Origin of the sequence: Saccharicrinis fermentans DSM 9555 = JCM 21142 (assembly GCF_000517085.1) — a bacterium.
GTDB lineage: Bacteria > Bacteroidota > Bacteroidia > Bacteroidales > Marinilabiliaceae > Saccharicrinis > Saccharicrinis fermentans.
In genome coordinates this window covers 4807897-4832676 of record NZ_KI912107.1, presented here as the reverse complement: position 1 = coordinate 4832676, position 24780 = coordinate 4807897, and the positions used below count along the sequence as shown (strand labels likewise).

Here is a 24780-nt window from a genome sequence, read left to right as displayed (position 1 = left end):
ACCTTGTCATTTTAATTGTTATTTAGATAGTAACTAAAAATATCTGGTCTAAACCCTCCATAATAAGCTGCGGTACTATAATGTAATAAATATGGATGAATTCCTATATTTGGTATACCATTTAACCAAAAACCTATTGAAGACATATTAACACAATTAGTTGTAGCACCTTGATAAGGTATAATCTTGCTTATTCCTCGTAATCCACTAAACAAATGCTTATTTACAACCACACTTTGAAACTTAGATAAACTCACAGGAACATCATATCCAGTTGTGCTCTTACGGATTGCAAGGCCAAATTTCTTATATCCTCCTCCTGGTTTAAGACCTCCAACCTGGTCTTTAAAACCTCCTGCACCAATTTTACTATCATTGGGACCAAAGGACATTAGTTTGTCTGTCGATGCGTCATCTACTATACCTGAATGTGAAATTATATCTTTGGAGCCATCTGGATACCTTTCTTGAGTATACAAAGTTGCACTCGTTTGATTGATTAGATCATTTAAGTTAGCCAAAGCCCCTAATCCGTATCCAATCTTTTCCATAGTAGATAAGTCTTTCCAATCAAATATTGACCTAAACTCTCCAGTTCCAAAATTAAACGAGCCAGCACCAAAACTGATACTTGGAGGCATATCACCGCCACTGAGCATTGCCATGCCCATTGAATTTGTATAAGAGCCTGCCATTATCGCACCAGTATTAGCCATTATGCCGCCTCCTGCAGCTACTGTCCCTCCGACATAACCAGAAAAACCTCCAATAGCAGCACCGCCTAACATGTAAGCAGCCATGCCTAAACCTGATGCACCATTGGCTTCTCCTATTTTATAACCAGTATAACCTCCTACAGCAGCACCTATTCCAATCCCAATTTTAACCATTAACGGTAAAGCTGCCCCGAAAAACTCCCCACTTGGGTCGGTATAGAGCATCGGGTTATTGAGGCAATATGTATACCTGTTGTAATTTAACCAATTATCAGGCGATTGAATATAGGGATCAGGACTTAAAAATTGAGCCAACATAGGATCGTACACTCTACCATTCATATTAATTAGAGTAAAGCCGTCTAGATGCTCGTGCATGGCATAACCCCTGTCAGATAACCATTTCGTACGTGTATCTATTAATTTCCAATCGTTAGGGTTACGTCGGTTACCCCATGGATCGTAAGCAAATTTTTGCTCTGAACCATCAAAACTTGCAATTTCTCCATCTTTATTAGCAATAGCAATTAACGAACCTTGATAATCAGTAATTAAATGGTATAACTGACCAACTCCATTGGTTTCAATATACATAGCAGTAATTCCGTTACCCCCAGTAATATAATGCACCTTTTTTACATTATTACCTGAATAATCTTCTTCGTAATTATTAAAATAATACCTCGTTAAGCCTCCAGAAAATACAGACTTACGTCTTTGCTTGTCTATTCCATAGACAATATTAAGCTCATTACTTCCCACTGTTATTTTACTAACCTTCTTAAAACTGGTATATTCAATAAATTGTTCTTCATCGGAAAAACTTGCAGGTTTACCATTAATTGAAGTAATAGCATGAGGGCCAAAGTCGTTTTCGCCATAATTCATGATGTATTGAATATCACTTTTAGACTTTATATTACCTGTAGTAGGCTCGTAAATAATTGAATTTGAAATCGGATCTTCATTAGTTCTTTTTACAGTCCAACTTTGCAGCCTGCCTTTTGTATCATAACTAAATTCTTCCGCATTATTGCTTATATGATCCGTTCTACTTTCAAGTCTAACGTTCTTATCAAAAACATAGGTCATATTTACTATGCCATACGCGCTAATAAGCTCAGGCAAACTTCTATTATCATAATTATAAGTGCATTCCAGACCTCCTTTTAGTGTTTTAGTATACTGTCCATTAGCATTAGATTCTTTAGCAGTCCAAATAGTATATTTATCCTTATCAGATACACTAAACAGTTCACTATGTTTGTTGTAGTTATAACTTATACTATATCCAGAAGGGTATATATTTTTAACAACCCTGTTACAATCGTCATAAATAATTGATTCCGTAAAAGATTTATTGCCTTCAATATTTTCAGCTATTTTAGTAACCCTATTAAATCTATCATATTCGAACGTTTTAGAGTGGAGGTCATCAATTGAAATTGTTTCTAACCGAAACTCCTCATCATATCCATAATCTGTTACTATTCCATTTTCGGTAACATAATCTACTAAACCAGTTTCCTCATCGTAGGAATATATCGTATTAATTATTTCCTCATCATTACGTCCTCTGTTTTCTTGACTCAAAACATCTCCAAAACCATTATAAGTAGTACTTCTGAGACCAGCATCTGGGTCGTTTAATAGTATACGGTTACCTTTCATATCAAAATGTGTTTCAACGGCAGATCCTCCTTCTGGAGTAGCAGTGTATACTTCACCTGTTGGCCAGTCGTTATATTGTACCGATTTACCATTAATACTTGTACTCTTGACATTTCCATCCTCGTTAAGCACAATAACTTTAGTTGAATTTGGGGCTTTTACTGTAACAGTTCTAACACCTGAATAATCATATTCGGTATTACCCAATGGTGTGTCTACTAAACTAAGCCTATTATATGCATCGTACTTATTTGTTAAAGCCCATACAATTTGCGAATCATCATTATAATGAGGTTCGGATACACGATATAACCTTCCGTTTAAATATTTAGTGTCTATATATACTTTATTGTTTAATCTATAATAATCCTTACGAAGTTCTCTATTATGCTTATCATACCATGTCCATACAGGAAACGCATTGACGTTTCATCTTAAGAATAATAAATAGCTCCATCTGGCGCATCTTCATTTGCCCATCGCAATACATTTACCTCTTTTATTCCATATGACGAAACTGATTCAACCAACCTATTAAAACCACCATATTTTTTAAAATATATTGTTTAATATTCTTTCAATATTTTCTCGTTATACCTCAATATCCCTAAGAGATAGCAATAAGGTATATTACATCATTAATCAAACATTAATTAAAGCTCTATAGTTAATTCGCTTAAAGTAATCTCCAATAATAAAGCCTCTAACCGGCTTAAGCGCATTTCTAGCTTTTCCTTCTCCTTATTCCTTTCCACTTCTAGAGTTTCCACCTTAGCCTCTAATGGTTTTACCTCTTTACAATTAGCTTTTTAATTATCAATATTTTAGAAGATGTTACTATTTAAATCTAGAGGTATCTTGTCCGCCAGTTAACACATCACGTATCACTCCATAGCAATAGCGATAAACGTATAACCCTTATGAAAGTTGTTCGGTTAAAAAAAAGAGATTTTGTTGTTTTAGAAATTGCCCTAGTAATTCTAAAGCCATTTCCATTCCTACACCTTTTCTAATAAGATTGATTGTAAAAAATACAATCTGCCACATATTACAAAAGAAAAAAAAATGCTCCAACAAGCTTAAATTTTATTAAACGTTTTTACTACGTTAGTACGAACTAATTTGCACGCTTTGCAGAATCATATTACTTCTAACTTTTGATACTACATCCATTAACAATTGTTAAAATACGCATTTATTAAGCACTTTATGTTAATTATACAAGAGGAAATAAAAGGAATTTTCATCTCGATTCAGAGAATTAACGCAATTTATTTTCTCATTATCAGCATTTTAAATATTTTTTTATTATTTTTTATTAAAAACAACAGTGTTAATTTTTATTTATTACATTTACCATCAACAAACGTAGTTTTTACGTTTATTAATTTTTGATATCAAAATAAGCACTTTTTATCGGTCTTTACATTAAAAAAATAGTGGACTCAAAACAGTCCTTACATCGAGCCATTAGCTTATAAAAACTTTTATTATGGACAACAAGACTATACGTGATTTCTCACACATCGACGATGAACAATTGCCAATAGCAAAGAACAGACTTCATGGTGGAAAATATTTTGCAGGCTTATACGCGGGAGAACACGTGGCAGCCACCGAATTTGTAATAGGAGCAACCTTTGTTTCATTGGGAGCCAGCACACGCGACATCCTGTTTGGTTTATTAATCGGTAATATTTTAGCTGTTTTAAGCTGGACCCTACTGACAGCACCAATAGCAGTTAAAACGAGACTAAGCTTATATACTTACCTTCAAAAAATAGCAGGTGACTCCATGACAAAGCTATACAACTGGGCCAATGCGATCATATTCACAGTGATTTCAGCAGCCATGATAACTGTATCAGCCTCTGCCATTCGATTTTTATTTGATATTCCCGCTCAATTAAATTGGTATTCATCCAATATATCATTCATATTAATTGTAATAGCAGTAGGCATCGTGGTCGTTTTTGTGGCCATATACGGATTTAAAACAGTAGCAGACTTCTCAAGTATATGTGCCCCATGGCTCTTCACCTTATTTATTGCAGGTGCACTGGCCTTACTCCCGGCCTTAGCTCATTCGGTAATAGGGAATACATCCATATCCAGCTGGGCTGAATTTTTAAAGATTGGCGACCTATCTATTTGGAAAGGAGTAACATCCGACGGACACGAAGGCATTGGCTTAGTGGAAGTAATAGGCTTTGCCTGGGCAGCAAACACCATCACCCACTTTGGTCTGATCGACATGGCCATCCTAAGATACGCCAAGAAAGCCAGCTACGGTTTATATACCAGTTTTGGTATGTTATTCGGACACTACCTTGCCTGGATAGCTGCAGGAATCATGGGAGCAGGCGCCGGTATCCTACTCAACAAACCCGTAGTAGCACTTGACCCGGGAGACGTGGCCTATTACGCACTGGGAGCATCCGGATTCGTCATTGTAATCATTGCCGGCTGGACAACAGCCAATGCTAATTTATACCGCGCAGGACTTGCTGCACAGGCCATATTCAAGAAGCACTCCCGAAGACGAACCACTTTAATAGTCGGTATTTTCACTGTTGTTATCGCCTGCTTCCCCTTTGTCTTCTCCAGAATACTACCCCTACTTACCTATGCCGGTCTATTGGTGGTACCTGTAGGCGCTATTGTTTTTGCAGAACACTTCCTATTCCCAAAAATAGGACTAACACCTTACTGGGCTTATTACAAAAAAACAATCACCAGCAAACCAGCCATTTTCTCCTGGATAGCAGGTCTGGCATTAGGTTTCGGACTGAATGCCTGGGGCATCATATCCTTTTACTATTTATTTATCCCCGTATGGATCTTTACCATCCTTCTATACTCACTACTAGCCTCAAAAAGCGGAGCAAAAGAAAAGTATAGCGAAGAAATAAAGGCCGAAGAGAACTTACAAAAAGACATCGCAAAGTATCAGGAAGAAAGAGCCAAAACAGAAAAGGTTCAACATAAGGATGCTTCAATCTTCTCAAAAATACTAACTGCTCTATCCCTGATCTGCCTGGCCATTATCCTTGGTCTGGCCGCGAACACCATGTTTGGCAGCAACTCCATTGAAGTATACCAAACAAACAAAGCCATTTTTCATCAGTATGCTTTCTACTGCACCATCGGATATTTCGTATTTGCCTATTGGAATCTACGAAGGAAGAAGGCCTTAATTAAGTAAACAAAAACAGTCACATACCATGACGAACCAAAAAGATATAGTTATGAAAACATTAGTAGCACTTAATCAAGCAAATTTACATTCATTATCACCCGAAATAAGTATCCCTACATACGACCGTAGCAAGGTAAGTACCTCAATTGTTCATATTGGAATAGGTAATTTTCATCGATCTCATGAAGCCTATTACACCAATGAACTAATGGAAAAAACGGGCATTCTGAACTGTGGCATATGCGGAGTAGGACTCCTGGAACACGACCGAAAACTATACAACATCCTTAAGAATCAGGAAGGATTGTACACATTGGTAATCAAAGAACTAGACGGCACACTCACGCCCAAAGTAATCGGCTCCATGGTGGAATATTTTTTAGCGCCTGACGACCCGCATGCAGTAATAGAAAAAATAGCGCAACCCGAAACTAAAATCGTTTCATTAACCATCACCGAAGGAGGGTATAACATCAACGAAGCCACTGGCAACTTTGATTTTAGCAACAAACTGATACAGCACGACCTTCTTCATCCTGAATCCCCCAAAACTGTATTTGGCTACCTAACGCAAGCCTTAAAACTTAGGAAGACACGTGGACTTAAAGGATGTACCATACAATCATGCGACAACATACAAGGCAACGGTGACGTAGCAAAAAAAACACTGATGGCCTTTGTTGAAAAAGCAGAACCCGAACTGGCTGATTGGATAGACTCCCACGTCACCTTTCCCAATGCCATGGTAGACCGCATCACTCCGGTCACAGTAGCTGAAGATATTAATCAATTAGAAGAACAATTTGACTTAGCCGACCAATGGCCGGTAGTCTGCGAGCCTTTTATACAATGGGTGATTGAAGATGATTTTGCAACAGGAAGACCAGCATGGGAGCAAGTAGGTGCACAGTTTGTAAAAAATGTAGTACCCTTTGAAAATATGAAATTACGCTTACTAAATGCAGGTCACTCTGTACTAGGCATGTTAGGTGCTATACACGGATACAAAACAATTGACCAGGCAGCTCGGGATGAGGACTTCAAAACATTTTTGCGCGCATTCATGGACGAAGAAGCGACACCAACACTTGGACACCTAGGCGATATCGACCTAAATAAATACAAGACAAGCTTGATTGAAAGATTTCAGAATATATACATCAAAGACCATATCTCAAGAATATGCCTGCAAAGTTCTGCTAAGATCCCCATCTTCTTGTTATCTACCGTGAGGGATCAACTAAAGCAACAGGGCAAAATAAAAAGAGCTGCCTTTGTGATAGCTGCTTGGTGCAAATACAACGATGGCACAGATGAAAACGGAGAATCTTATGAAATAGTAGACGTCATGAGCCAAGAACTTACTCGCGCCGCAGAATTATCACACCAAGATCCGGTGGCCTTTTTAAGGATAAAAACAATATTTGGAGAACTCTCTGAAGACAAAACTTTCGTGGAAGTATTCGTAACGGCACTAAAAATGCTCAGAACAAAAAAGATAAAAGAGTGCGTTGCTGAACTAAATATAAAGCTCAGAGAAAATTAAAAAGGTGAATTTAAACACATGAAACTGGCATGGCCAGAGCAAATAAGTAAACACACTAGTGAATGATTCAAATTTGCTCGAGTCAATAAAGTTTCGCTATTTTTTTTAACACATGAAACTGGCATGGCCAGAGCAAATAAGTAAACACACTAGTGAATGATTCAAATTTGCTCGAACCAATGAAGTTTCGCTAATTTTTTAACACATGAAAGATATTATATGCTTCGGAGAGATACTTTGGGACATGTTACCAACAGGCAAAAAACTGGGCGGAGCACCCCTGAATGTTGCATTAAGAATCCAATCTTTTGGTCATCAAGCAAAAACAATTAGTTGTATTGGCAACGATGACGCCGGCGAGGAAATTATAAATGAGATGAAAAAATTTTCGGCGGATCGCTCCTTAGTACAAGTAAGTGAAAATTACGCAACCAGTGAAGTTCTCGTAAAACTAGACAAGAATGGCGCTGCATCATACGAAATAAAAATGCCTTGCGCCTGGGACGACATCAAACTTAAAGACCAAGACATAAAAGCCGTTCAATCATCCGATGCCTTTATCTTCGGAAGTCTGGCTGCACGACAAGAGACTTCGAAGAAAACTTTATTCACACTGCTAGACAATGCCAAATTTAATGTATTTGACGTTAATCTACGTCCTCCTCACTATAGTATGGACATCCTAGTTCAAATGATGCAAAAGGCTGACTTCATAAAGTTTAACGATGACGAGATCATAAAAATAAGTACTGATCTAGGGTGCAATGACAAAACCATGGAGGAGCGTATTCAATTTATTTCAGAAAAAACACATACCAACAACATCTGTGTCACGCTTGGAGAAAAGGGAGCGGTACTTTTCAGGAACGATGGCTTTGTTTACAATAATGGATATAAGATTCAAGTGGCAGATACCGTCGGAGCCGGCGACTCCTTTTTAGCTACGATCATCACCCACCTATTAGAGGGCATGGAAGCACAGAAGGCCATTGATCTAGCATGTGCGGTTGGTGCTATTGTGGCATCTAAGAATGGAGCAAACCCTCCAGTACTGGATGATGAAATCAAAGGACTTATTTACAACAGCTAACAAAAAGTCTGGAACAACAGATCAATATCAGTCCTCAACAGCGATGTCAAGTGACGCATGAGAACTACACTACAAGCGTTGAAATTAATCCATAAAAAAAGGATAGATGAAACATCTATCCTTTACCCTTAAAATCAGCTTTGTTAACCAAATCTAAATCTATGAAAAAAAATCTATGACAAACATACGGCTTAATAACGTGAAGCCGTACAAACAAAAGTTAAATCGTGTTAAACATACAGCTTTCAATAGGAAATAACCCCATTAAATATTTCTTACCCAGTCACAACTCTCCCATTGCAACCTCAAGTAATTCATTCCATATACAAATTGCACGAAGCCAATATATTTCTTTTTTACTAGGATCTTCTTTCAGGCCGAAACATATTGCAGTTCACACCCATGTTCGCAATTATCTAACTCCAGAACCTGGTTTTACAGGCTGTCCCGGTTGAATGAATACCAATTTTCCATCCGCATCTTCAGCCATTAAAATCATACCCTGTGATTCTATCCCTCTAATTTTTCGCGGAGCAAGGTTTACTAGGATATTGACCTGCTTTCCCACAATATCATCCGGACTAAAATACTCTGCTATACCCGACACCACGGTTCTTTTATCAAGCCCCGTATCAACCTCAAGTTTTAATAGTTTTTTAGTCTTAGCCACTTTTTCGGCACTCAAAATGGTTCCAATACGAATATCCATTTTTGCAAATTCGTCAAAACTAATATTTTCCTTAGCCGGCTCAACAACTTTAGCAGCAGCCTCATTGGCGGATTTAGTAGCCTCCAGCTTATCTAGCTGTTTTTGAATGGCCTCATCTTCTATCTTAGCAAATAAAAGTTCCGGTTTATTAATCTCATGTCCTTCAGACAACAAATCTGTTCGTCCCAAATCGTCCCAATTAACACCAAACAAATTCAACATTGTCTGCAGTTTAACAGCACTAAAAGGCAAAAAGGGCTCCATCAAAACAGAAAGATTAGCCGTAATTTGAAGAGACACATGCATGATTGTTTTAACACGCTCTTCATCTGTCTTAATCACTTTCCAGGGCTCCGTATCGGCCAGGTATTTATTTCCCAGTCGTGCCAGATTCATCATTTCCTTCACAGCCTCACGAAAGCGAAAATGATCCAGGCTTTTTTGCACTTTTTTTACAATCACATCTATCTGGGCCAGCGATTCCCTATCAAAATCATCCACGACATTACCCATTGGCGGCGTTTTGCCTTGATAATATTTATGGGTAAGTACCATAGCACGATTGACAAAATTCCCTAATATGGCCACTAACTCATTATTATTACGCGCCTGAAAATCTTTCCAAGTAAAATCATTGTCCTTTGTTTCGGGTGCATTGGCACAAAGGGTATATCTCAATACGTCCTGCTGGTCTTTAAAATCCTGCAAATACTCATGCAACCACACGGCCCAGTTACGCGAGGTGGATATCTTATCTCCCTCCAAATTCAAGAACTCATTGGCAGGAACATTATCCGGCAAGTTATAGGATCCCTCCGCCTTTAACATAGATGGGAATACGATACAGTGAAATACAATATTGTCCTTGCCAATAAAATGTAACATTCTAGTTTCCGGATCTTTCCAATACTTTTCCCACTCAGGAGTAAGCTCTTTGGTTGCTGAAATATATCCAATAGGAGCATCAAACCAAACATACAAAACCTTTCCTTCGGCGCCGTCAACAGGCACAGGCACACCCCAATTTAAATCACGACTAACCGCACGTGGCTGCAGGCCTTGATCGATCCACGATTTACACTGTCCATAAACATTGGCTTTCCATTCCTTATGATCTTCCAGTATCCATTTTTTCAAGAATGGTTCATGTTTATCCAGCGGCAAATACCAGTGCTTGGTTCTTTTCAGCACCGGCACACTACCTGAGATTACCGAGACCGGATTTTTTAGATCCGTAGCATTTAAAGAGCTACCACAGCTTTCACATTGATCGCCATATGCTCCATCATTTCCACAACTGGGACATGTACCTGTAATATATCTGTCGGCCAGAAACTGCTTGGCCTCCTCATCATAATACTGATCAGACTCTTTTTCAATAAACTCTCCTTTATCATACAAGGTCTTAAAGAATTCGGAAGCCGTTTTGTAGTGTGTTTCTGTTGTTGTTCTGGAATAAACATCAAAAGTTATCCCAAAGTCCTCGAAAGACTTTTTTATGATACCGTGATATCTATCTACGATATCCTGCGGTGTCACCCCTTCATTTTTAGCTTTAAGGGTAATAGGAACACCGTGCTCATCACTACCTCCAATCAACAACACATCTTCACCTTTCATTCGCAGGTATCTGACATAAATATCGGCTGGGACATAGACCCCGGCCAGGTGACCAATATGAACAGGTCCGTTGGCATACGGTAATGCAGTGGTAATAAGTGTTCTTTTAAAATTATCCATTTGTAAACGCTTAATGCTTGATAAAAATAAAAATCCGGCCAAAAAATCAAGCCCGGATTTGTTATCAGGTGATATTAAAGTGCAAAGATAAGGTTTTGCCTATGATTTTACACAGATTTGGACTAATTAGTTTCCAATGCATAAATACGAGTCGTTTTTATTATTTTTGTTTTTTTACGGTTCAAAGCAAGTACACAACTGCTACGAATCTCATTTCAAAAGTTTGACTTGATGATACATCCTCCTTCTTTACAAAAAGGTGACACCATTGGTATTGTTGCACCGGCAGGCAGAATCGATTTTACCATCATAGAGCAAGCCTGCCTCAGGATTAAGCAGATGGGCTACAAAACAAAGCTTGGCAAATATCTGAACAAACATTACCATAACTTTTCTGCTACAGACGAAAACAGAAAAGATGACTTACAAAGTATGATGGACGACCATACTGTCAATGCCATTTTGTGCGCCCGCGGAGGTTATGGTACCTTACGCTTTGTCGACGACCTGAATTTTGATCAGATAACTGAAAAACCCAAGTGGCTGATAGGATTCAGCGACATCACTGTATTACATGCCGCTTTCCAAAAACATGGATTAGCCTCTATTCATGGACCTATGTGCAAAAGTTTTTTAAATTACACTGAGTCTTCGGCCGACATAGACATATTATTTGCTTTTCTTGAAGGTCAAAAACCTCAGTACATCATTAATCCTTATACCAAAAACCAAAAGGGGCATACCAAAGGCATACTAACAGGGGGCAACCTCTCTCTTTTATATGCCCTTAGAGGAACTAAATATGACTTAAAGCCAGAAGGTAAAATACTATTTATTGAAGATTTATCGGAATATTTATACCATCTAGACAGAATAATGCTGAATTTAAAAATTGGGGGTATTCTCGAGAAAATATCAGGTCTGGTAGTCGGACAATTTACGGAGATGAAGGACAACAAAACTCCATTTGGAGAAAATATAGATGAAATTATTCTAAAATCAGTACAAGAATACAACTACCCTGTCGCTTTTAATTTTCCATCGGGACATATCGAAACCAACTACCCTCTGATATTGGGAGACAATACAGAATTAACAGTAGATAGCAACCAAGTAAGCCTGCTCTCTGTATAAAATCATTAGCTGGTCTATTCTTTACACTATTGGTTACTCGCTGGATATTATTTGCTAGATTCGGGAATACGTAAATAAACATTAACGACCTTAAATGAACAAACCATGTCTAAACATAATGAACTAGGAAAGGAAGGAGAACAGGCTGCCGCAAACTATTTGACAGACAAAGGATATAAGATACTAGAGCAAAACTGGCGTTACAAACACAAAGAGATTGACTTGATAGCTCAAAATGAGGAGCTCCTTGTTATAGCGGAAATAAAAACCCGATCAACAGAAGAGTGGGAGCATCCCGAAGAGTCTATTACCAAGTCAAAAATACGTTTTTTAGTGGATGCCACAGAGGCCTATATACTGGAACATGATATTGACCTGGAGGTTAGATTCGATGTAATCTCTGTTGTTCCCGAAAATAGGGGCTGGAAAATTGACCATATTGAGGAAGCCTTTTATCCACCTATTAACTAAAAAGTCATCAACTTTTTTTACATAAGATGAAAGAACACCTCATCTTTTATAGGTATATTTTTCGTCGATTAACACATTACCATAATACATTGAAAAATGCATATTGAAGAAATAAGAAATTACTGCCTATCGAAAAAAGGGACAAGCGAAGAACTACCCTTTGACGAGGTAACATTGGTATTTAAAGTGATGGGCAAGATGTTTGCCCTCACCAAACTAGAAGGGGAATTATCCATCAACCTAAAATGTGACCCGGAAAAGGCCATTACCCTTCGCGAGCAGTATGCGTCCATCACCCCAGGCTATCACATGAACAAAAAGCATTGGAACACCGTAAAAATAAACGGTGGCTTACAACCTGATTTTATCAAATCACTTATTGATCATTCCTATGCATTGGTATGGGCTAAGCTCACAAAAAAGCAGAAAGACGAACTAGCAAAACTACCAAAGCAATAAAAATATAAAAAAAGAGACACATGAAACGGGCATGGCCAGGGCAAATAATCGGACACACAAGTGAATGATTGAAATTTGTACTGACTAGTGAAGTTTCGCTAATTTTTAAACATGAAAAAACTAATACGCTATTTTCTACAAGGCATTCTTTATGTGGTACCCCTGGCAGTTACCATTTACGTCATCATCTTTGCTATTGTATGGATCGATGGTCTACTGATGGATCGGGCATTCTTTCAAAAGGGCATTTTAGCCAAGTACAATTTTCCCGGGGTGGGATTGGCACTTATCTTGGTATTACTAACACTCATCGGGTACATCGGACAACGAATGATCTCCTCCCCCATTTCGGTGGCATATGACCGGATGATGAAAAAAGCCCCTTTGGTTAAAATGATTTACACCTCGGTTAAAGATCTATTGTCTGCCTTTGTGGGTGGCGAAAAAAAATTCAACCAGCCCGTCATTGTGAAGTTAGATGACATAGGTATTATACACCGTTTGGGATTTATCACCAACATAAAACTTGAAGAACTAGGCGTAAACGATATGGTAGGTGTATATCTGCCCAGCTCATACGGCATGCTAGGTGAACTTTATTTGGTACCCAGAAAACAGATAACACCCATCAAGGCCAATTCTGCAGAGGTGATGAAATTTATCGTTTCAGGAGGCGTCTCTAAGATGAAAAAATAAAGCTACGAACAGCAAAGGCAAGTACCCTATTGAGTCTTTAAAAAATACTGGGTAGTATCGTTGATAGTATCCTCTATGGGCGTGTATTCAAATGCAACAAATTTAGAAATCAGACTCCCTGAATATTTAGTTGTTTTTAGCGAAGTTCGGGCAGAATCTTTAGTGATTAAAGGCTCGGCCCCAAATAATATATTCCTCAGCTTTTCGAAGCGCCAGGCCAGTGCCACCAATCTTTTGTTTGCTTTGAACCTGGGCAACTTCACCTGGAGGCCATTTGCCACCTGGGTAAAAAAGGACTGATAAGATAAGTTGGCACCATTCAAGATAAAACGTTCATTCTTCACCGGGCTCTCCACCAGCTTGATCATGGCCGCCACCACATCTCTAACATCTACAAAACCGGTACCTCCAGGTGTATAAAAACGCAGACCTTTATACACTGTTTTTATGATCTTAGGACTACCTTGCCCCCAATCTCCGGGCCCAATAACAACCGAAGGGTTCACAATAACAGCATTTAATCCTTCTTTGGTAGCTCTCCAAACCTGCATCTCCGCCCTAAACTTACTCATGCTATAAGCTGAGTGATCTCTACCTCCTTGCCAATAAGAAAACTCATCAATCATTTCTCCATTTTTCGAGTTTCCCAGAGTAGCAACGGAGCTTACAAAGCAAAATTTTCTAATTTTTTTCTCCACACACAAGTTCACTAAGTTAGCTGTTCCTTCCTCATTGACATCCATCATCTCATTTTTTAATGATGGATTAAAAGACACCAACGCACCAGTATGATAAACCACTTCAATATCCATCAAGGCACTCTCCAATGATTCATAGTCCAGCAAATCACCATTCACCCATTCTATTTTCTCAAATAAACCTTGAGCTGTTGGCCCATAAAAATTAAATACAAAGCGGGTTTTTTCAATATTTGAACTGGCTCTTTTCAACACACGAACCTGTCCTCCTCCTTGCAATAAGTGATACAACAAATGCGCCCCAACTAAACCTGTGCCTCCTGTTACTAAAATCATAAAAACTGTCTACCAATTAAATTTGATACTTTGTTTAAGGTCGGCATGAACACTCAACGGAACCGGACTAATTCCGGCCACACCTTCTATGAGTCTTTTTTCTTGTGAGCTATAAGCCTTATCCGGAAATGTAAAATCCATCCGCACCTCCGCAACCCTACGTGGATCCGCGGCCATTATTTTGGTAATTTCCAACTGTGTACCCTCAATATCAATATCATTATCCATGGCCGTAATACCCATGATCGTCATGATACAATTTCCCAACGAGGTAGCCAGCAAATCGGTTGGTGAAAAGGCCTCACCCTTACCTCTATTATCCGTCGGCGCATCCGTAATTATCTTGGCTCCCGACTGCAGGTGTATATTTTCTGTTCTCAGGTTTCCCAAATAAGTAGTTTTAACAGTAATGCTCATCACGTATAATTTTAATTTACCATATCAACACCAAAGAAACAAAAAATACCCGTTCATTTAATCTTTATCCTTGAAAATATCACCCTTCCTACAGCAAACATATACCAACACTACAATTATAAGTACACAAAGCCAGTTAACAAACACATACAACCATTGCACTCATTTACCAAAGGTGAATATTTGACAAATAGTATTAATTTTGCAGTTGTTAGATAAATTTAAAAGCTAAAAATATGTTTTCAGGAATTGTTGAAGAAGCGGCTGTTATCGTTGGCCTAGAAAAAGAACAAAGCAACTTACACATCACCATGGAGTGCTCGTTTGTTAACGAGCTAAAAATTGATCAAAGCATCGCCCATAACGGTGTTTGCTTAACTGTTGTAAAAAAAACCGATAAAACGTATACCGTTACTGCAATTCAGGAGACACTAGACAAGTCTAATTTAGGGGTATTAAAAATTGGCGACAAAGTAAACCTGGAACGAAGCATGATTATGAACGGTCGTTTAGACGGCCACATTGTTCAGGGTCATGTAGATCAAACAGCCAAGTGTATTGAAGTAAAAGAAGCAGACGGAAGTTGGTACTATACATTCCAATATGATATCAACCAAGAAAAAGCAGCACAAGGTTATGTCACTGTGGAAAAAGGTTCAGTAACAGTCAATGGTGTAAGCCTGACCGTTGTTAACAGCAAAGATGATAGATTTAGTGTAGCCATCATTCCATATACCCATGACTTTACTAACTTCCACCAAATAGAGGTGGGCAGCATTATTAATATTGAATTTGACATATTGGGCAAATATATTAGCCGAATAATGGCCATCAAAAACTAATCGATAAGATTAAAGCCTCGTTAATAACGGGGCTTTTAATGCTATATTCCACTCATAGACTCGCCTTGTTAATAACTTATTTATAAAACCTAAGACCTCAAGCCTTTGGATATAAGTATAATTTCATAAATTCAACAAAAAAAATCTTCCTTTGATCAGATTCATATACATAAGTGCGTTCGTAATTTTCCTGGCTGCATGTACCGGTAAAAACGACAATACTCAAGAGCCAGTGATCGAGGAGATACCTTTATCCATCAGAGAAACCGATTCCCTTGTTGTGGCTCATTTAATAAGCCAGTCCTCCACCTACTATAACAACAACATCACCACTGCTCCGGCTTTTGATGAATATCTAAAAGAAGCAGAAGGCATTGCTCTAAACAACAACTTTAAAAGACCATTGTCCAGCATTTATCATACCGTTAGCAGAAGATACCGCAACCGATCAGAATATGCTATTGCCATTCAGTATGCCACCCAAGCGCTGGAATTAGGAAAAGCGATCAATGACCCGACTCTACTGGCCAATTATCTTAATATGACAGCCGTTATTTACAGACGTATTGACGAGAACAGTCAGGCCATGGAGTTACATATGCAAGCCCTTGAGCTGGCCGAATCCACCAACGATTCATTTCAAGTAAGCATAGCCTATAATGGAGTTGGCAACGTATACCTAGGACTCAAGCGGTATCATGCTGCCATGCAATACTTTAAAAAGTCGTTTTCACTGGCCGAACAAAAAGGCAATATACTCGGACAAGCCATCAACGCCAATAATATTGGTGAGGCATTAAAAAACCTGGGTCAACTAGACTCTGCTCTGGTATATTTTTACCAATCATTGGATTATAATACACAAATAGACTCAAAACCAGGACAGGCCATCTGCTACAATAGCATAGGAGACACCTACCGACTCAAAAAAGATTATAGGCAAGCGCTAAAATATTTAAAGCGAGCCTTGGTGCTGAACAAAAAAACAAGAGACCGCATCAATGTATCAACCAGCTATTCTATTCTTGGAGAGACATATATGCATGTATACGATTACAACAATGCCATTACTAATTTACAAGAAGGGCTCGCCATCGCCCAGGACATTGGATCCAAATATCAGATTGAGATCTGTGCAAGACTATTAGCTGAGACTTATGAGAAAGTAGATAATTTAAAAGCCGCCCTCACCCATCTTAAAATTTCACAGGCCTATAAAGACAGTATATTTAACGAAGAGAACGTAAGACATATTGAAGTCCTCACAGCCCAAAACGAGGCAGCCAGAGCCAAAACAGAAATTCAACAATTACATAGCGAAACCAGCTTACAAAAGAAACTCATACTTCAACAAAAAAAGACAATAATATATTTCGCTTTTTTTATACTAGCCTTGATCGCTGCAACCATCTTAATATATCGCCAAACAAAATTAAAAGAAGGGTACAAAAGCATCGTAATGCAACAACGCCTGCTACGCTCCCAAATGAACCCCCACTTCATATTTAATGCACTGAGTGCCATACAAGTATACATCTTAGAGAACGACATGGAGAACTCATCCAAATTTCTATCAGACTTTGCCAAGTTAATGAGACAAGTCTTACGCAGTTCTCAAAGGGAGTATGTCACGCTCGATGAAGAAAAAGATATGCTAAACTATTATCTAAAACTTCAACAACTACGATTTGTACAACCATTCTCCTACAACATTGAATTTGGCCAATCCATAGATCCCAAGAATATACTTATCCCCCCAATGATCACCCAGCCCTTTGTCGAAAATGCCATTGAACATGGTTTAAAATCAATAGGTAAAGCAGGCTTAGTTGAAGTTCGTTTTTACACAAAAAAAGACAAGCTACTCATTGAGATTGAAGACAACGGCATTGGTCTTACAGGATCCAAAATGGCAAAAATAAATGGGGCTAAACACGAATCTATGGCCGTTCAAATTACCAACGAAAGACTGCATGTAATAGAAAAAGTAACCAAAAAAAGAACTTCATTTGAAATGACAGACCAACACATCCAGTCTGCAGATAAGAATGGAGTACTCGTTAAAATAGAAATACCCATTATCAAACCCAACAATAAAAATGCACAGTCCAAATAAAACACGCTATATTTTAGTTGAAAAAACTGACTATTGGCTATTTATATAAGCTACATATATCAAAAAAAGGAATAAAATTCAAACGCATGAAAGAGATCAAGGTACTTATAGCGGATGATGATTACAGAGTATGTGATGCCATTGAAAAAATATTAACGCAAAACTTTAGCGCTATTGAAATTGTTGCCTCATCGGACTCTGTTGACAACACGGTCGACTCACTCTACCGTGTACATCCACAAATAGCCATCCTTGACATACATTTGATTGGAGGCACAGCCATGGAAGTCATAAAAAGAACCCCAGACCTTGATTACAAAGTAATATTCATGTCGGCCTATCAAGAATACGCATTAGAAGACATTCGTTTTGCATCCATAGACTTCATATACAAGCCCCTAGACATCAACGAGCTAATAGTAACCGTAGACCAAGTAATAGTCGAATTGATTGAACAAGGATATGAAAAAAAGATTCAAACGCTATTCAACAACTCTTCCAATCCTGGCAGCCACAAACAAATCATACTAAAAAGTTCAGACAGCATCACCTCCGTTTCCATATCAGACATCATATGTGGCGAATCCTTATATGGTAAATCCAGATTTCACTTTGCCAAAAACAAACCATTGGAGACGAACAAGCCGCTGCGCAGATACGAATCCATGCTCCAATCTTACCAATTTTACCGATGCCACACCCAATTTATGATCAACTTAAACCACGTACACAAAATAGATTATCTTTCACAAACAGTACTCATGAGTAATGGGATGAGCATACCCGCAGACACACGCCGCTTTGATGGTCTTAAGCAAAAATTACAAGACATCATTGCAAAGGATCTCTCATTAGCTACCTCCTACAGAATATCAAAATAAAAAAAACACAACACAAGCGTTATACAAACCATATGAGCAGCACAAAATAAGACACAATAAATATTGAACTCCCATACAAAAGCTAATACTCGGTTTTATCACCACTGTCTTTCCACAATCTAAAAGCCACAAGAGCCTCTTCGCGCATCAGTTGCTCAGAGAATAATTGGCGTTCACCCAGCGGCTTATCTATCTCTCTATAGATAAAATCATCATTAAAGCCTATCCTATCGGCATCACTTTTAGTATTACCATAATACATACGAGCAATTTTGGCCCAATAAATGGCACCCAAGCACATAGGACAAGGTTCGCATGAAGTATAAATAGTACAGCCTGACAAATCAAAATTCTGTAATTTACGGGCCGCATTTCTAATGGCAACAACTTCGGCATGGGCAGTAGGATCATTGGAAGCCGTTACCTCATTAAAACCTTCTCCCACAATTTCTCCATCTTTGACAATAACCGCACCAAAGGGTCCACCACCCCTTTCCACATTATATACAGATAACTCAATAGCACGCGCCATGTACTCCTTATGTTTGTTCATCACTTTACATTTAATTAGGCAGTAAATATAACTATTTACCAGCAATTGGAGTTATGTCAAACCAAGAGCTCCTCACCAGAATAAAAGTTTCATAACCCCAAGATTACCAGTCTGCTTACTTTTTAAAAAATGATACCTTAGACACAACATCTTTTTGAAAAAATATTGGGTTTAACCAAAAATAAACTGTACTTTTGCGGCCGATTATTATTCGTGCCGAACAGTTTAAGGCAATATGACTGAACAACTTAATAGTGTACCTTCGATGGGAAGTAGGAACGCATGAGATTGTCAGGCAGATTGTTATGCTGTTTGAAACTGTATTTTTGTAATAATTTTTAGTTTAATATTTTAACAGAGAAGACTGTGAATACTTTAAGTTACAAAACAGTATCGGCAAACAAAGCAACCGCTAATAAAGAGTGGGTTGTAGTAGATGCGGCAGACATGGTTGTTGGTCGTTTGGCTTCAAAGGTAGCAAAACTGCTACGCGGTAAATATAAGCCAAACTATACGCCACACGTAGATTGTGGAGATAATGTAATTATTATCAACGCAGACAAAGTTCGTTTAACAGGAAACAAGTGGGAAGGAAGAACATTCTTTTATCACTCAGGTTATCCGGGCGGACGTACAGATATTACGCCTGCACAATTGTTTGCAAAGAGTCCTGAGAGACTTGTAGAGAGAGCTGTAAAAGGTATGTTGCCAAAAACTCGTTTGGGTCGTCAGTTATTTACCAACCTATTTGTATATGTTGGAGCTGAACACAAACAAGAAGCGCAAAAGCCAAAAACAATTGATTTAAACTTATATAAGTAATGAGTATGGAAGTGATAAACGCAATTGGTAGAAGAAAAGCTGCTGTGGCTCGTATTTATTTAGGTGAAGGTAAAGGACAAATTACTGTCAACAAGCGTGATCTAAAAGATTACTTTCCCTCGCCTATCTTACAATATATCGTAACTCAACCTTTAGGAACATTAGGGGTAACAGAAAATTATGATATCAAGGTAAACATTTACGGTGGCGGTATCAAAGGCCAGGCGGAAGCTATAAGACTAGCTATTTCGCGTGCACTAGTAAAAATTGACGAAGAAAATAAACCAGCTTTAAAAGCACAAGGATTTATGACTCGCGACGCAAGAGTTGTTGAGCGTAAAAAACCAGGTCAACCAAAAGCTCGTAAGAAATTTCAATTTAGTAAGCGTTAATATTTTTCGGGTGCGTTTAGTATCTAAACTGCCAAGATTTTTTTCACCAAAATTCCACATCCCATATGGGTTGGTTTTTGGTTGAGAGGACTACTTGGGAGTTGATATTTAAAGAATGTAAACGACATTAAAAAAGCAAAAATGGCAAGAACAAATTTCGATGAATTATTAGAGGCCGGAGTACATTTTGGTCACTTAAAAAGAAAGTGGAACCCAGCAATGGCTCCTTATATTTTTATGGAGCGCAATGGTATCCACATTATCGATCTTCATAAAACAGTTGCTAAAATAGAAGAAGCAGCTGACGCATTAAAACAGATCGCACGATCTGGACGAAAAATTTTATTTGTAGCTACTAAAAAGCAAGCAAAAGAAATTATCGCAGAAAAAATGAAAGGTGTTAACATGCCTTACGTTGTTGAGCGTTGGTCAGGTGGTATGCTTACCAACTTTCCAACAATCCGTAAAGCGGTTAAAAAAATGGGTTCTATCGACAAATTGATGGCAGATCCAAGTGCTTGGAAAAACCTTTCAAAAAGAGAGCGCTTACAAATTACTCGTCAGAGAGCTAAGTTGGAAAAAACATTGGGAAGTATTGCCGACCTTACACGTCTGCCTGCTGCTATGTTTGTTATTGATGTGATGAAAGAACACATTGCAGTTCGTGAAGCAAACAAGTTAAACATTCCTGTTTTTGGTGTTGTGGATACAAACTCTGACCCTTCGTCATTGGATTATATCATCCCAGCAAATGATGATGCTACTAAATCCATCGAATTAATCACTGAGATCATGGTGAAAGCCATTAGCGAAGGATTAAGTGAGAGAAAAATGGAGCGTGAAGCTGAAGCGGCGGCTAAAAAAGACAGGCCTGCCAAAAAAGAAGCAGCTAAAAAAGTTGAGGTTGCCAAAGAGCAAGCTCCTGAAGCATCCAAAGAAGAAGGTAAAACTGAATAATTGAACCATCTAAATTAGATATTATCATGGCGATTAAAGCTGCTGACGTAAGCAAACTCAGAAAAATGACCGGTGCCGGTATGATGGACTGTAAAAAGGCATTAACCGAAACTGATGGCGATTTCGACGCTGCTGTTGAAATTATCCGTAAAAAAGGTCAGGCAATGGCTAGTAAACGTGCCGATCGTGAAACTTCCGAAGGTTCTTCCAGGGCTATCGTAAGTGCTGACGGTAAAAAAGGCGCTGTTTTAATTTTAAAATGCGAGACAGATTTCGTTGGAAAAAACGAAAGCTTTGTAGCATTAGCTGATTCTATCCTTGAAACAGCGCTTAACAGCAACGTTACAACTAAGGAAGCAATCCTTGATTTGGAAATCAACGGTTTATCTGTTAAAGATGTTATCACTGAGCAGATTGGTGTGATTGGTGAAAAAATCGAGATTGAAGAATATGGTGTGATTGAAGCCGAAAAAGTTGTTGCATATATTCACCCAGGAAGCCAGCTTTCTGTCATTGTTGGTTTTAACCAAGCCGACTTTGAAGAGCAGGTGGGTAAAGATGTGGCTATGCAAGTAGCTGCAATGGCTCCTGTAAGCGTTGATAAAGATTCTGTACCTGCTGATGTGGTAGAAACTGAATTAAGAATTGGTAGAGAGAAAGCAAAAGAAGAAGGTAAGCCTGAGGCTATGCTTGATAAAATTGCACAAGGACGTTTGGGTAAATTCTTTAAAGAGTCTACATTACTTGAGCAAGCTTTTGTTAAAGATAACAAAAAGTCTATCAAACAATATCTTACCGAAGCAAGTGCTGATCTTACAGTAACTGAGTTTAAGCGTTTATCTTTAAGCTAATAGTTTTACGCTATTAAATATACAGTCCCGGTTCTGCATGCAGTGCCGGGATTTTTTTTGCAAGCTAGTTGTGTCGATTAAAATGATGCAAATGGCTCTTCCCTTTGCTTCAGGGAGTAAGGGAAAGTCACACATCGCAGATGTGGGATGGGAATGGGGATTGTATACCATTCCATTACTTCACTTAGCTTTAATTATGAATACTATTTCAAAATCCAACAAGAACTTTCTGCGCAAAATAATCAATATCTCTGGTAAAGCCATTAATACCCATAAAATGGTTGAAGCAGATGACAAAATACTGATAGCTGTTTCAGGAGGTAAAGATTCTCTTGCCCTAATTGATATTTTAGCTGAACGAAGAAAATTTCTACCTATCCATTACGAACTTCACGCCATACATATTATTACTGACGATGTGCCGTACGAGATTGACAAAGCCTATTTAACCGCCTTTTGCGAAGAAAGAGATGTTACCTTACACTTAATCACAACTCATGCCGGTATTGAAGAAAAATCAAATAAAAAACCTTGCTTCACCTGTTCCTGGAACCGTCGAAAAGAACTCTTTGACTTTGCCCTTAAAAACGGCTTCAAGAAAATAGCTTTGGGTCACCATCTCGATGATGCTATTGAAACCCTGATGATGAATATGGTAATGCATGCCAACATCTCCTCCATACCCCCTACCCTACAAATGTTTAATGGAAAGTTATTGCTTATACGGCCTTTAATTTATGCCACTAACGCCGAAATGACTCAATATGCAGAAATCAAACAATTTACTTCGCTAAAAAAAGAATGCCCGTACGAAGACCATACTTCTCGTAATACTGCCCGTCAGTGGATTAACCAATTTGAAAAACTAAACCCACAGGCTAGGAGTAACCTATTTAAGAGTATGAGTAATATAGACCAAGAATATCTGCCCAACGAAAAATAACTTTAAACACAAGAGAGAAGTATGTTTATGACCAACATAGCACTATCGTGAGAAGAGAAAGACATTAGTAAAGCCGTCTTTTAAGGCCATTTCAATGCTCGTAACAAAGTTATAATACACCATTGCGGTTGGTCGATGCAAGATCATAGATGTTGACAAATAAAATATAGACGGATAAATAAAAAAAAAGGTCGAAAAAAAATCCGACCAAATATTATATTAAGAATTTGCTTAGAGACTGTAAACTCAACTCTGTCCATAATTTAAAAATTATATTTTTGAGGATTATGGAAAAAAAAGAATTGAACCCCGAGTATATCGCTATGCGTGATATGGCACTCGAACAGTTAAAGAGCGGTAAATCCCTGACGGGTAAGGGTGGAGTTTTTGCACCCATTATAAAGGAGTTTTTGGAGAGCGCTTTGGAGGCCGAGATGGACGAGCATTTGACCTCCGAGCGGCGCTCCCAGGGCAATAAGCGCAACGGCAAGGGTAACAAAACGGTTAGATCCGAAGGCGGTAGTGTGGACATTGAACCGCCCTATGACCGCCACGGGGATTTTGAGCCCGAAATAGTAAAGAAGCGGCAGACCGTTTTGGCAGACAGCCTTGCCCCCAAGATTATTAGCCTTTACGGCAAGGGTATGAGCCTACGTGACATCGGATCATATATCCGGGACATGTACGACGTTGAGGTTTCCCCAACCGTTTTGAGCAACATTACCGACAGGGTGATCCCACAGGTCAAGGAGTGGCAGAACCGACCCCTAGACGATGTTTACCCCATTGTTTGGATGGATGCTATGCACTACAAGGTAAGGGACGGGGGAAGGGTAGTATCGCGCGCCGTATACAATATTTTGGCTATCAACAAAAGCGGCAGGAAGGAACTCATAGGGATGTACATTTCCGAAAGCGAGGGCGCTAACTTCTGGCTGTCGGTATTGACAGACCTAAAGAGCCGCGGAGTAAAGGATATCCTGATTGCCTGTACGGATAATCTGACGGGTTTTTCACAGGCGATATTAAGCATATTCCCCGATACAGAAATTCAAAAGTGCGTGATACACCAAATTCGGAATTCGCTCAAATACGTGGTCTCCAAAGACCAGAAAGAATTTATGAAGGACTTGAAAAAAGTGTACCAAGCCCCAACCAAGTCACAAGCCGAGAGCGAGCTGATTAACCTAGAAGTAACGTGGGGCAAAAAGTACCCCGTGGTGCTGCGCTCGTGGAACGACAACTGGGAGGAGCTGTCCGCTTACTTTAAATATGACGCCCCCATTAGGAAGCTGATTTATACCACAAACGCCGTCGAAGGCTTCCACAGGCAGGTTCGCAAGGTAACCAAGACCAAGGGTGCGTTTTCCAGCGACATGGCTTTGATGAAACTCATTTATCTGGCCACCGAAAACATATCGAAAAAGTGGACTCAACCCATACAGAACTGGGCATTGACAGCCCAGCAGCTTTGTATCATGTTTGAGGGGAGGTTTGTTATCAATCTGTGAGCACACACCAAATTATAAAAGCGAAGGTAG

At 38.8% G+C, this 24780-nt stretch carries 21 protein-coding genes; 16 read left to right on the top strand and 5 right to left on the bottom strand.

Annotated elements, in window-relative coordinates:
• Positions 1-11: 11 nt before the first annotated feature.
• Positions 12-2594, bottom strand: a complete 2583-nt coding sequence (locus CYTFE_RS0119905) for an RHS repeat domain-containing protein (RefSeq protein ID WP_027473253.1) — start codon at positions 2592-2594, stop codon at positions 12-14.
• Between the two features lie 1285 nt (positions 2595-3879).
• Between CYTFE_RS0119905 and CYTFE_RS0119895 the strand changes: the two genes are divergently transcribed.
• From CYTFE_RS0119895 to CYTFE_RS0119885, 3 genes are all read left to right on the top strand, one after another.
• Positions 3880-5592 (top strand): purine-cytosine permease family protein, encoded by a 1713-nt coding sequence (locus tag CYTFE_RS0119895; protein ID WP_027473252.1) that lies wholly within the window; start codon positions 3880-3882, stop codon positions 5590-5592.
• A 43-nt stretch (positions 5593-5635) separates the two neighbouring features.
• The gene (locus tag CYTFE_RS0119890; protein ID WP_027473251.1) at positions 5636-7132 is read left to right on the top strand and encodes a mannitol dehydrogenase family protein; all 1497 of its coding nucleotides are present in this window, start codon (positions 5636-5638) and stop codon (positions 7130-7132) included.
• A 205-nt stretch (positions 7133-7337) separates the two neighbouring features.
• On the top strand, positions 7338-8222 hold the full coding sequence (locus CYTFE_RS0119885; RefSeq protein WP_027473250.1) for a carbohydrate kinase family protein: 885 nt from the start codon (positions 7338-7340) through the stop codon (positions 8220-8222).
• 412 nt (positions 8223-8634) lie between these two features.
• On the opposite strand, the gene metG is transcribed toward CYTFE_RS0119885, so the two are convergent.
• On the bottom strand, positions 8635-10671 hold the full coding sequence (gene metG / locus CYTFE_RS0119880) for a methionine--tRNA ligase (RefSeq protein ID WP_027473249.1): 2037 nt from the start codon (positions 10669-10671) through the stop codon (positions 8635-8637).
• A 231-nt stretch (positions 10672-10902) separates the two neighbouring features.
• Between metG and CYTFE_RS0119875 the strand changes: the two genes are divergently transcribed.
• From CYTFE_RS0119875 to CYTFE_RS0119860, 4 genes are all read left to right on the top strand, one after another.
• A complete protein-coding gene (locus CYTFE_RS0119875; RefSeq protein WP_027473248.1) occupies positions 10903-11805 on the top strand; it encodes a S66 peptidase family protein in 903 nt (300 codons plus the stop codon).
• Between the two features lie 105 nt (positions 11806-11910).
• Entirely contained in the window at positions 11911-12276 is a 366-nt protein-coding gene (locus tag CYTFE_RS0119870) for a YraN family protein (RefSeq protein WP_027473247.1), read from the top strand.
• A gap of 96 nt (positions 12277-12372) precedes the next feature.
• Positions 12373-12735, top strand: coding sequence for an MmcQ/YjbR family DNA-binding protein (locus CYTFE_RS0119865; protein ID WP_027473246.1), 363 nt, complete (start codon positions 12373-12375; stop codon positions 12733-12735).
• Between the two features lie 111 nt (positions 12736-12846).
• Positions 12847-13431: a DUF502 domain-containing protein gene (locus CYTFE_RS0119860; RefSeq protein ID WP_027473245.1), complete on the top strand. Its 585-nt coding sequence runs from the start codon at positions 12847-12849 to the stop codon at positions 13429-13431.
• A gap of 26 nt (positions 13432-13457) precedes the next feature.
• Here CYTFE_RS0119860 and CYTFE_RS0119855 read toward each other — a convergent pair whose 3' ends face one another.
• Together CYTFE_RS0119855 and CYTFE_RS0119850 are read right to left on the bottom strand one after the other, a co-directional pair.
• The gene (locus tag CYTFE_RS0119855) at positions 13458-14465 is read right to left on the bottom strand and encodes an NAD-dependent epimerase/dehydratase family protein (RefSeq protein WP_027473244.1); all 1008 of its coding nucleotides are present in this window, start codon (positions 14463-14465) and stop codon (positions 13458-13460) included.
• 9 nt (positions 14466-14474) lie between these two features.
• A complete protein-coding gene (locus tag CYTFE_RS0119850; RefSeq protein ID WP_027473243.1) occupies positions 14475-14882 on the bottom strand; it encodes an OsmC family protein in 408 nt (135 codons plus the stop codon).
• Positions 14883-15118: 236 nt separating this feature from the next.
• Between CYTFE_RS0119850 and CYTFE_RS0119845 the strand changes: the two genes are divergently transcribed.
• The 3 genes from CYTFE_RS0119845 to CYTFE_RS0119835 all read left to right on the top strand — a co-directional run bounded on the left by CYTFE_RS0119845 (position 15119) and on the right by CYTFE_RS0119835 (position 18721).
• The gene (locus CYTFE_RS0119845; RefSeq protein WP_027473242.1) at positions 15119-15724 is read left to right on the top strand and encodes a riboflavin synthase; all 606 of its coding nucleotides are present in this window, start codon (positions 15119-15121) and stop codon (positions 15722-15724) included.
• 151 nt (positions 15725-15875) lie between these two features.
• Positions 15876-17840, top strand: a complete 1965-nt coding sequence (locus tag CYTFE_RS0119840) for a tetratricopeptide repeat-containing sensor histidine kinase (protein ID WP_027473241.1) — start codon at positions 15876-15878, stop codon at positions 17838-17840.
• Between the two features lie 86 nt (positions 17841-17926).
• Positions 17927-18721 (top strand): LytR/AlgR family response regulator transcription factor, encoded by a 795-nt coding sequence (locus CYTFE_RS0119835; RefSeq protein WP_044262945.1) that lies wholly within the window; start codon positions 17927-17929, stop codon positions 18719-18721.
• A gap of 82 nt (positions 18722-18803) precedes the next feature.
• Here CYTFE_RS0119835 and CYTFE_RS0119830 read toward each other — a convergent pair whose 3' ends face one another.
• Entirely contained in the window at positions 18804-19274 is a 471-nt protein-coding gene (locus CYTFE_RS0119830) for a nucleoside deaminase (protein WP_027473239.1), read from the bottom strand.
• A gap of 366 nt (positions 19275-19640) precedes the next feature.
• On the opposite strand from CYTFE_RS0119830, the gene rplM reads away from it, so the two are divergent.
• The 6 genes from rplM to CYTFE_RS0119800 all read left to right on the top strand — a co-directional run bounded on the left by rplM (position 19641) and on the right by CYTFE_RS0119800 (position 24750).
• On the top strand, positions 19641-20096 hold the full coding sequence (rplM, locus tag CYTFE_RS0119825; RefSeq protein WP_027473238.1) for a 50S ribosomal protein L13: 456 nt from the start codon (positions 19641-19643) through the stop codon (positions 20094-20096).
• Complete coding sequence (gene rpsI, locus CYTFE_RS0119820; protein WP_244880341.1) at positions 20096-20488, top strand: 30S ribosomal protein S9; 393 nt, start codon at positions 20096-20098, stop codon at positions 20486-20488. Before rplM ends, rpsI begins: the two co-directional genes overlap by 1 nt.
• Before the next feature lie 141 nt (positions 20489-20629).
• Positions 20630-21445 (top strand): 30S ribosomal protein S2, encoded by an 816-nt coding sequence (rpsB, locus tag CYTFE_RS0119815; protein WP_027473236.1) that lies wholly within the window; start codon positions 20630-20632, stop codon positions 21443-21445.
• 26 nt (positions 21446-21471) lie between these two features.
• Positions 21472-22296, top strand: coding sequence for a translation elongation factor Ts (gene tsf / locus CYTFE_RS0119810; RefSeq protein ID WP_027473235.1), 825 nt, complete (start codon positions 21472-21474; stop codon positions 22294-22296).
• Between the two features lie 91 nt (positions 22297-22387).
• Positions 22388-23239 (top strand): tRNA lysidine(34) synthetase, encoded by an 852-nt coding sequence (locus CYTFE_RS0119805; protein ID WP_161636305.1) that lies wholly within the window; start codon positions 22388-22390, stop codon positions 23237-23239.
• 287 nt (positions 23240-23526) lie between these two features.
• Positions 23527-24750: an IS256 family transposase gene (locus CYTFE_RS0119800; RefSeq protein WP_027470518.1), complete on the top strand. Its 1224-nt coding sequence runs from the start codon at positions 23527-23529 to the stop codon at positions 24748-24750.
• Positions 24751-24780: the final 30 nt, after the last annotated feature.

Coding starts and splice junctions, on each gene's coding strand:
- tsf (WP_027473235.1), top strand. CDS start 21,472: ATGGCGATTAAAGCTGCTGACGTAAGCAAACTCAGAAAAATGACCGGT.
- CYTFE_RS0119800 (WP_027470518.1), top strand. CDS start 23,527: ATGGAAAAAAAAGAATTGAACCCCGAGTATATCGCTATGCGTGATATG.
- CYTFE_RS0119850 (WP_027473243.1), bottom strand. CDS start 14,882: ATGAGCATTACTGTTAAAACTACTTATTTGGGAAACCTGAGAACAGAA.
- CYTFE_RS0119875 (WP_027473248.1), top strand. CDS start 10,903: ATGATACATCCTCCTTCTTTACAAAAAGGTGACACCATTGGTATTGTT.
- CYTFE_RS0119885 (WP_027473250.1), top strand. CDS start 7,338: ATGAAAGATATTATATGCTTCGGAGAGATACTTTGGGACATGTTACCA.
- CYTFE_RS0119860 (WP_027473245.1), top strand. CDS start 12,847: ATGAAAAAACTAATACGCTATTTTCTACAAGGCATTCTTTATGTGGTA.
- CYTFE_RS0119805 (WP_161636305.1), top strand. CDS start 22,388: ATGGCTCTTCCCTTTGCTTCAGGGAGTAAGGGAAAGTCACACATCGCA.
- rpsI (WP_244880341.1), top strand. CDS start 20,096: ATGAGTATGGAAGTGATAAACGCAATTGGTAGAAGAAAAGCTGCTGTG.
- CYTFE_RS0119890 (WP_027473251.1), top strand. CDS start 5,636: ATGAAAACATTAGTAGCACTTAATCAAGCAAATTTACATTCATTATCA.
- CYTFE_RS0119835 (WP_044262945.1), top strand. CDS start 17,927: ATGAAAGAGATCAAGGTACTTATAGCGGATGATGATTACAGAGTATGT.
- CYTFE_RS0119830 (WP_027473239.1), bottom strand. CDS start 19,274: ATGAACAAACATAAGGAGTACATGGCGCGTGCTATTGAGTTATCTGTA.
- rpsB (WP_027473236.1), top strand. CDS start 20,630: ATGGCAAGAACAAATTTCGATGAATTATTAGAGGCCGGAGTACATTTT.
- metG (WP_027473249.1), bottom strand. CDS start 10,671: ATGGATAATTTTAAAAGAACACTTATTACCACTGCATTACCGTATGCC.
- CYTFE_RS0119895 (WP_027473252.1), top strand. CDS start 3,880: ATGGACAACAAGACTATACGTGATTTCTCACACATCGACGATGAACAA.
- CYTFE_RS0119855 (WP_027473244.1), bottom strand. CDS start 14,465: ATGATTTTAGTAACAGGAGGCACAGGTTTAGTTGGGGCGCATTTGTTG.
- CYTFE_RS0119845 (WP_027473242.1), top strand. CDS start 15,119: ATGTTTTCAGGAATTGTTGAAGAAGCGGCTGTTATCGTTGGCCTAGAA.
- CYTFE_RS0119865 (WP_027473246.1), top strand. CDS start 12,373: ATGCATATTGAAGAAATAAGAAATTACTGCCTATCGAAAAAAGGGACA.
- CYTFE_RS0119870 (WP_027473247.1), top strand. CDS start 11,911: ATGTCTAAACATAATGAACTAGGAAAGGAAGGAGAACAGGCTGCCGCA.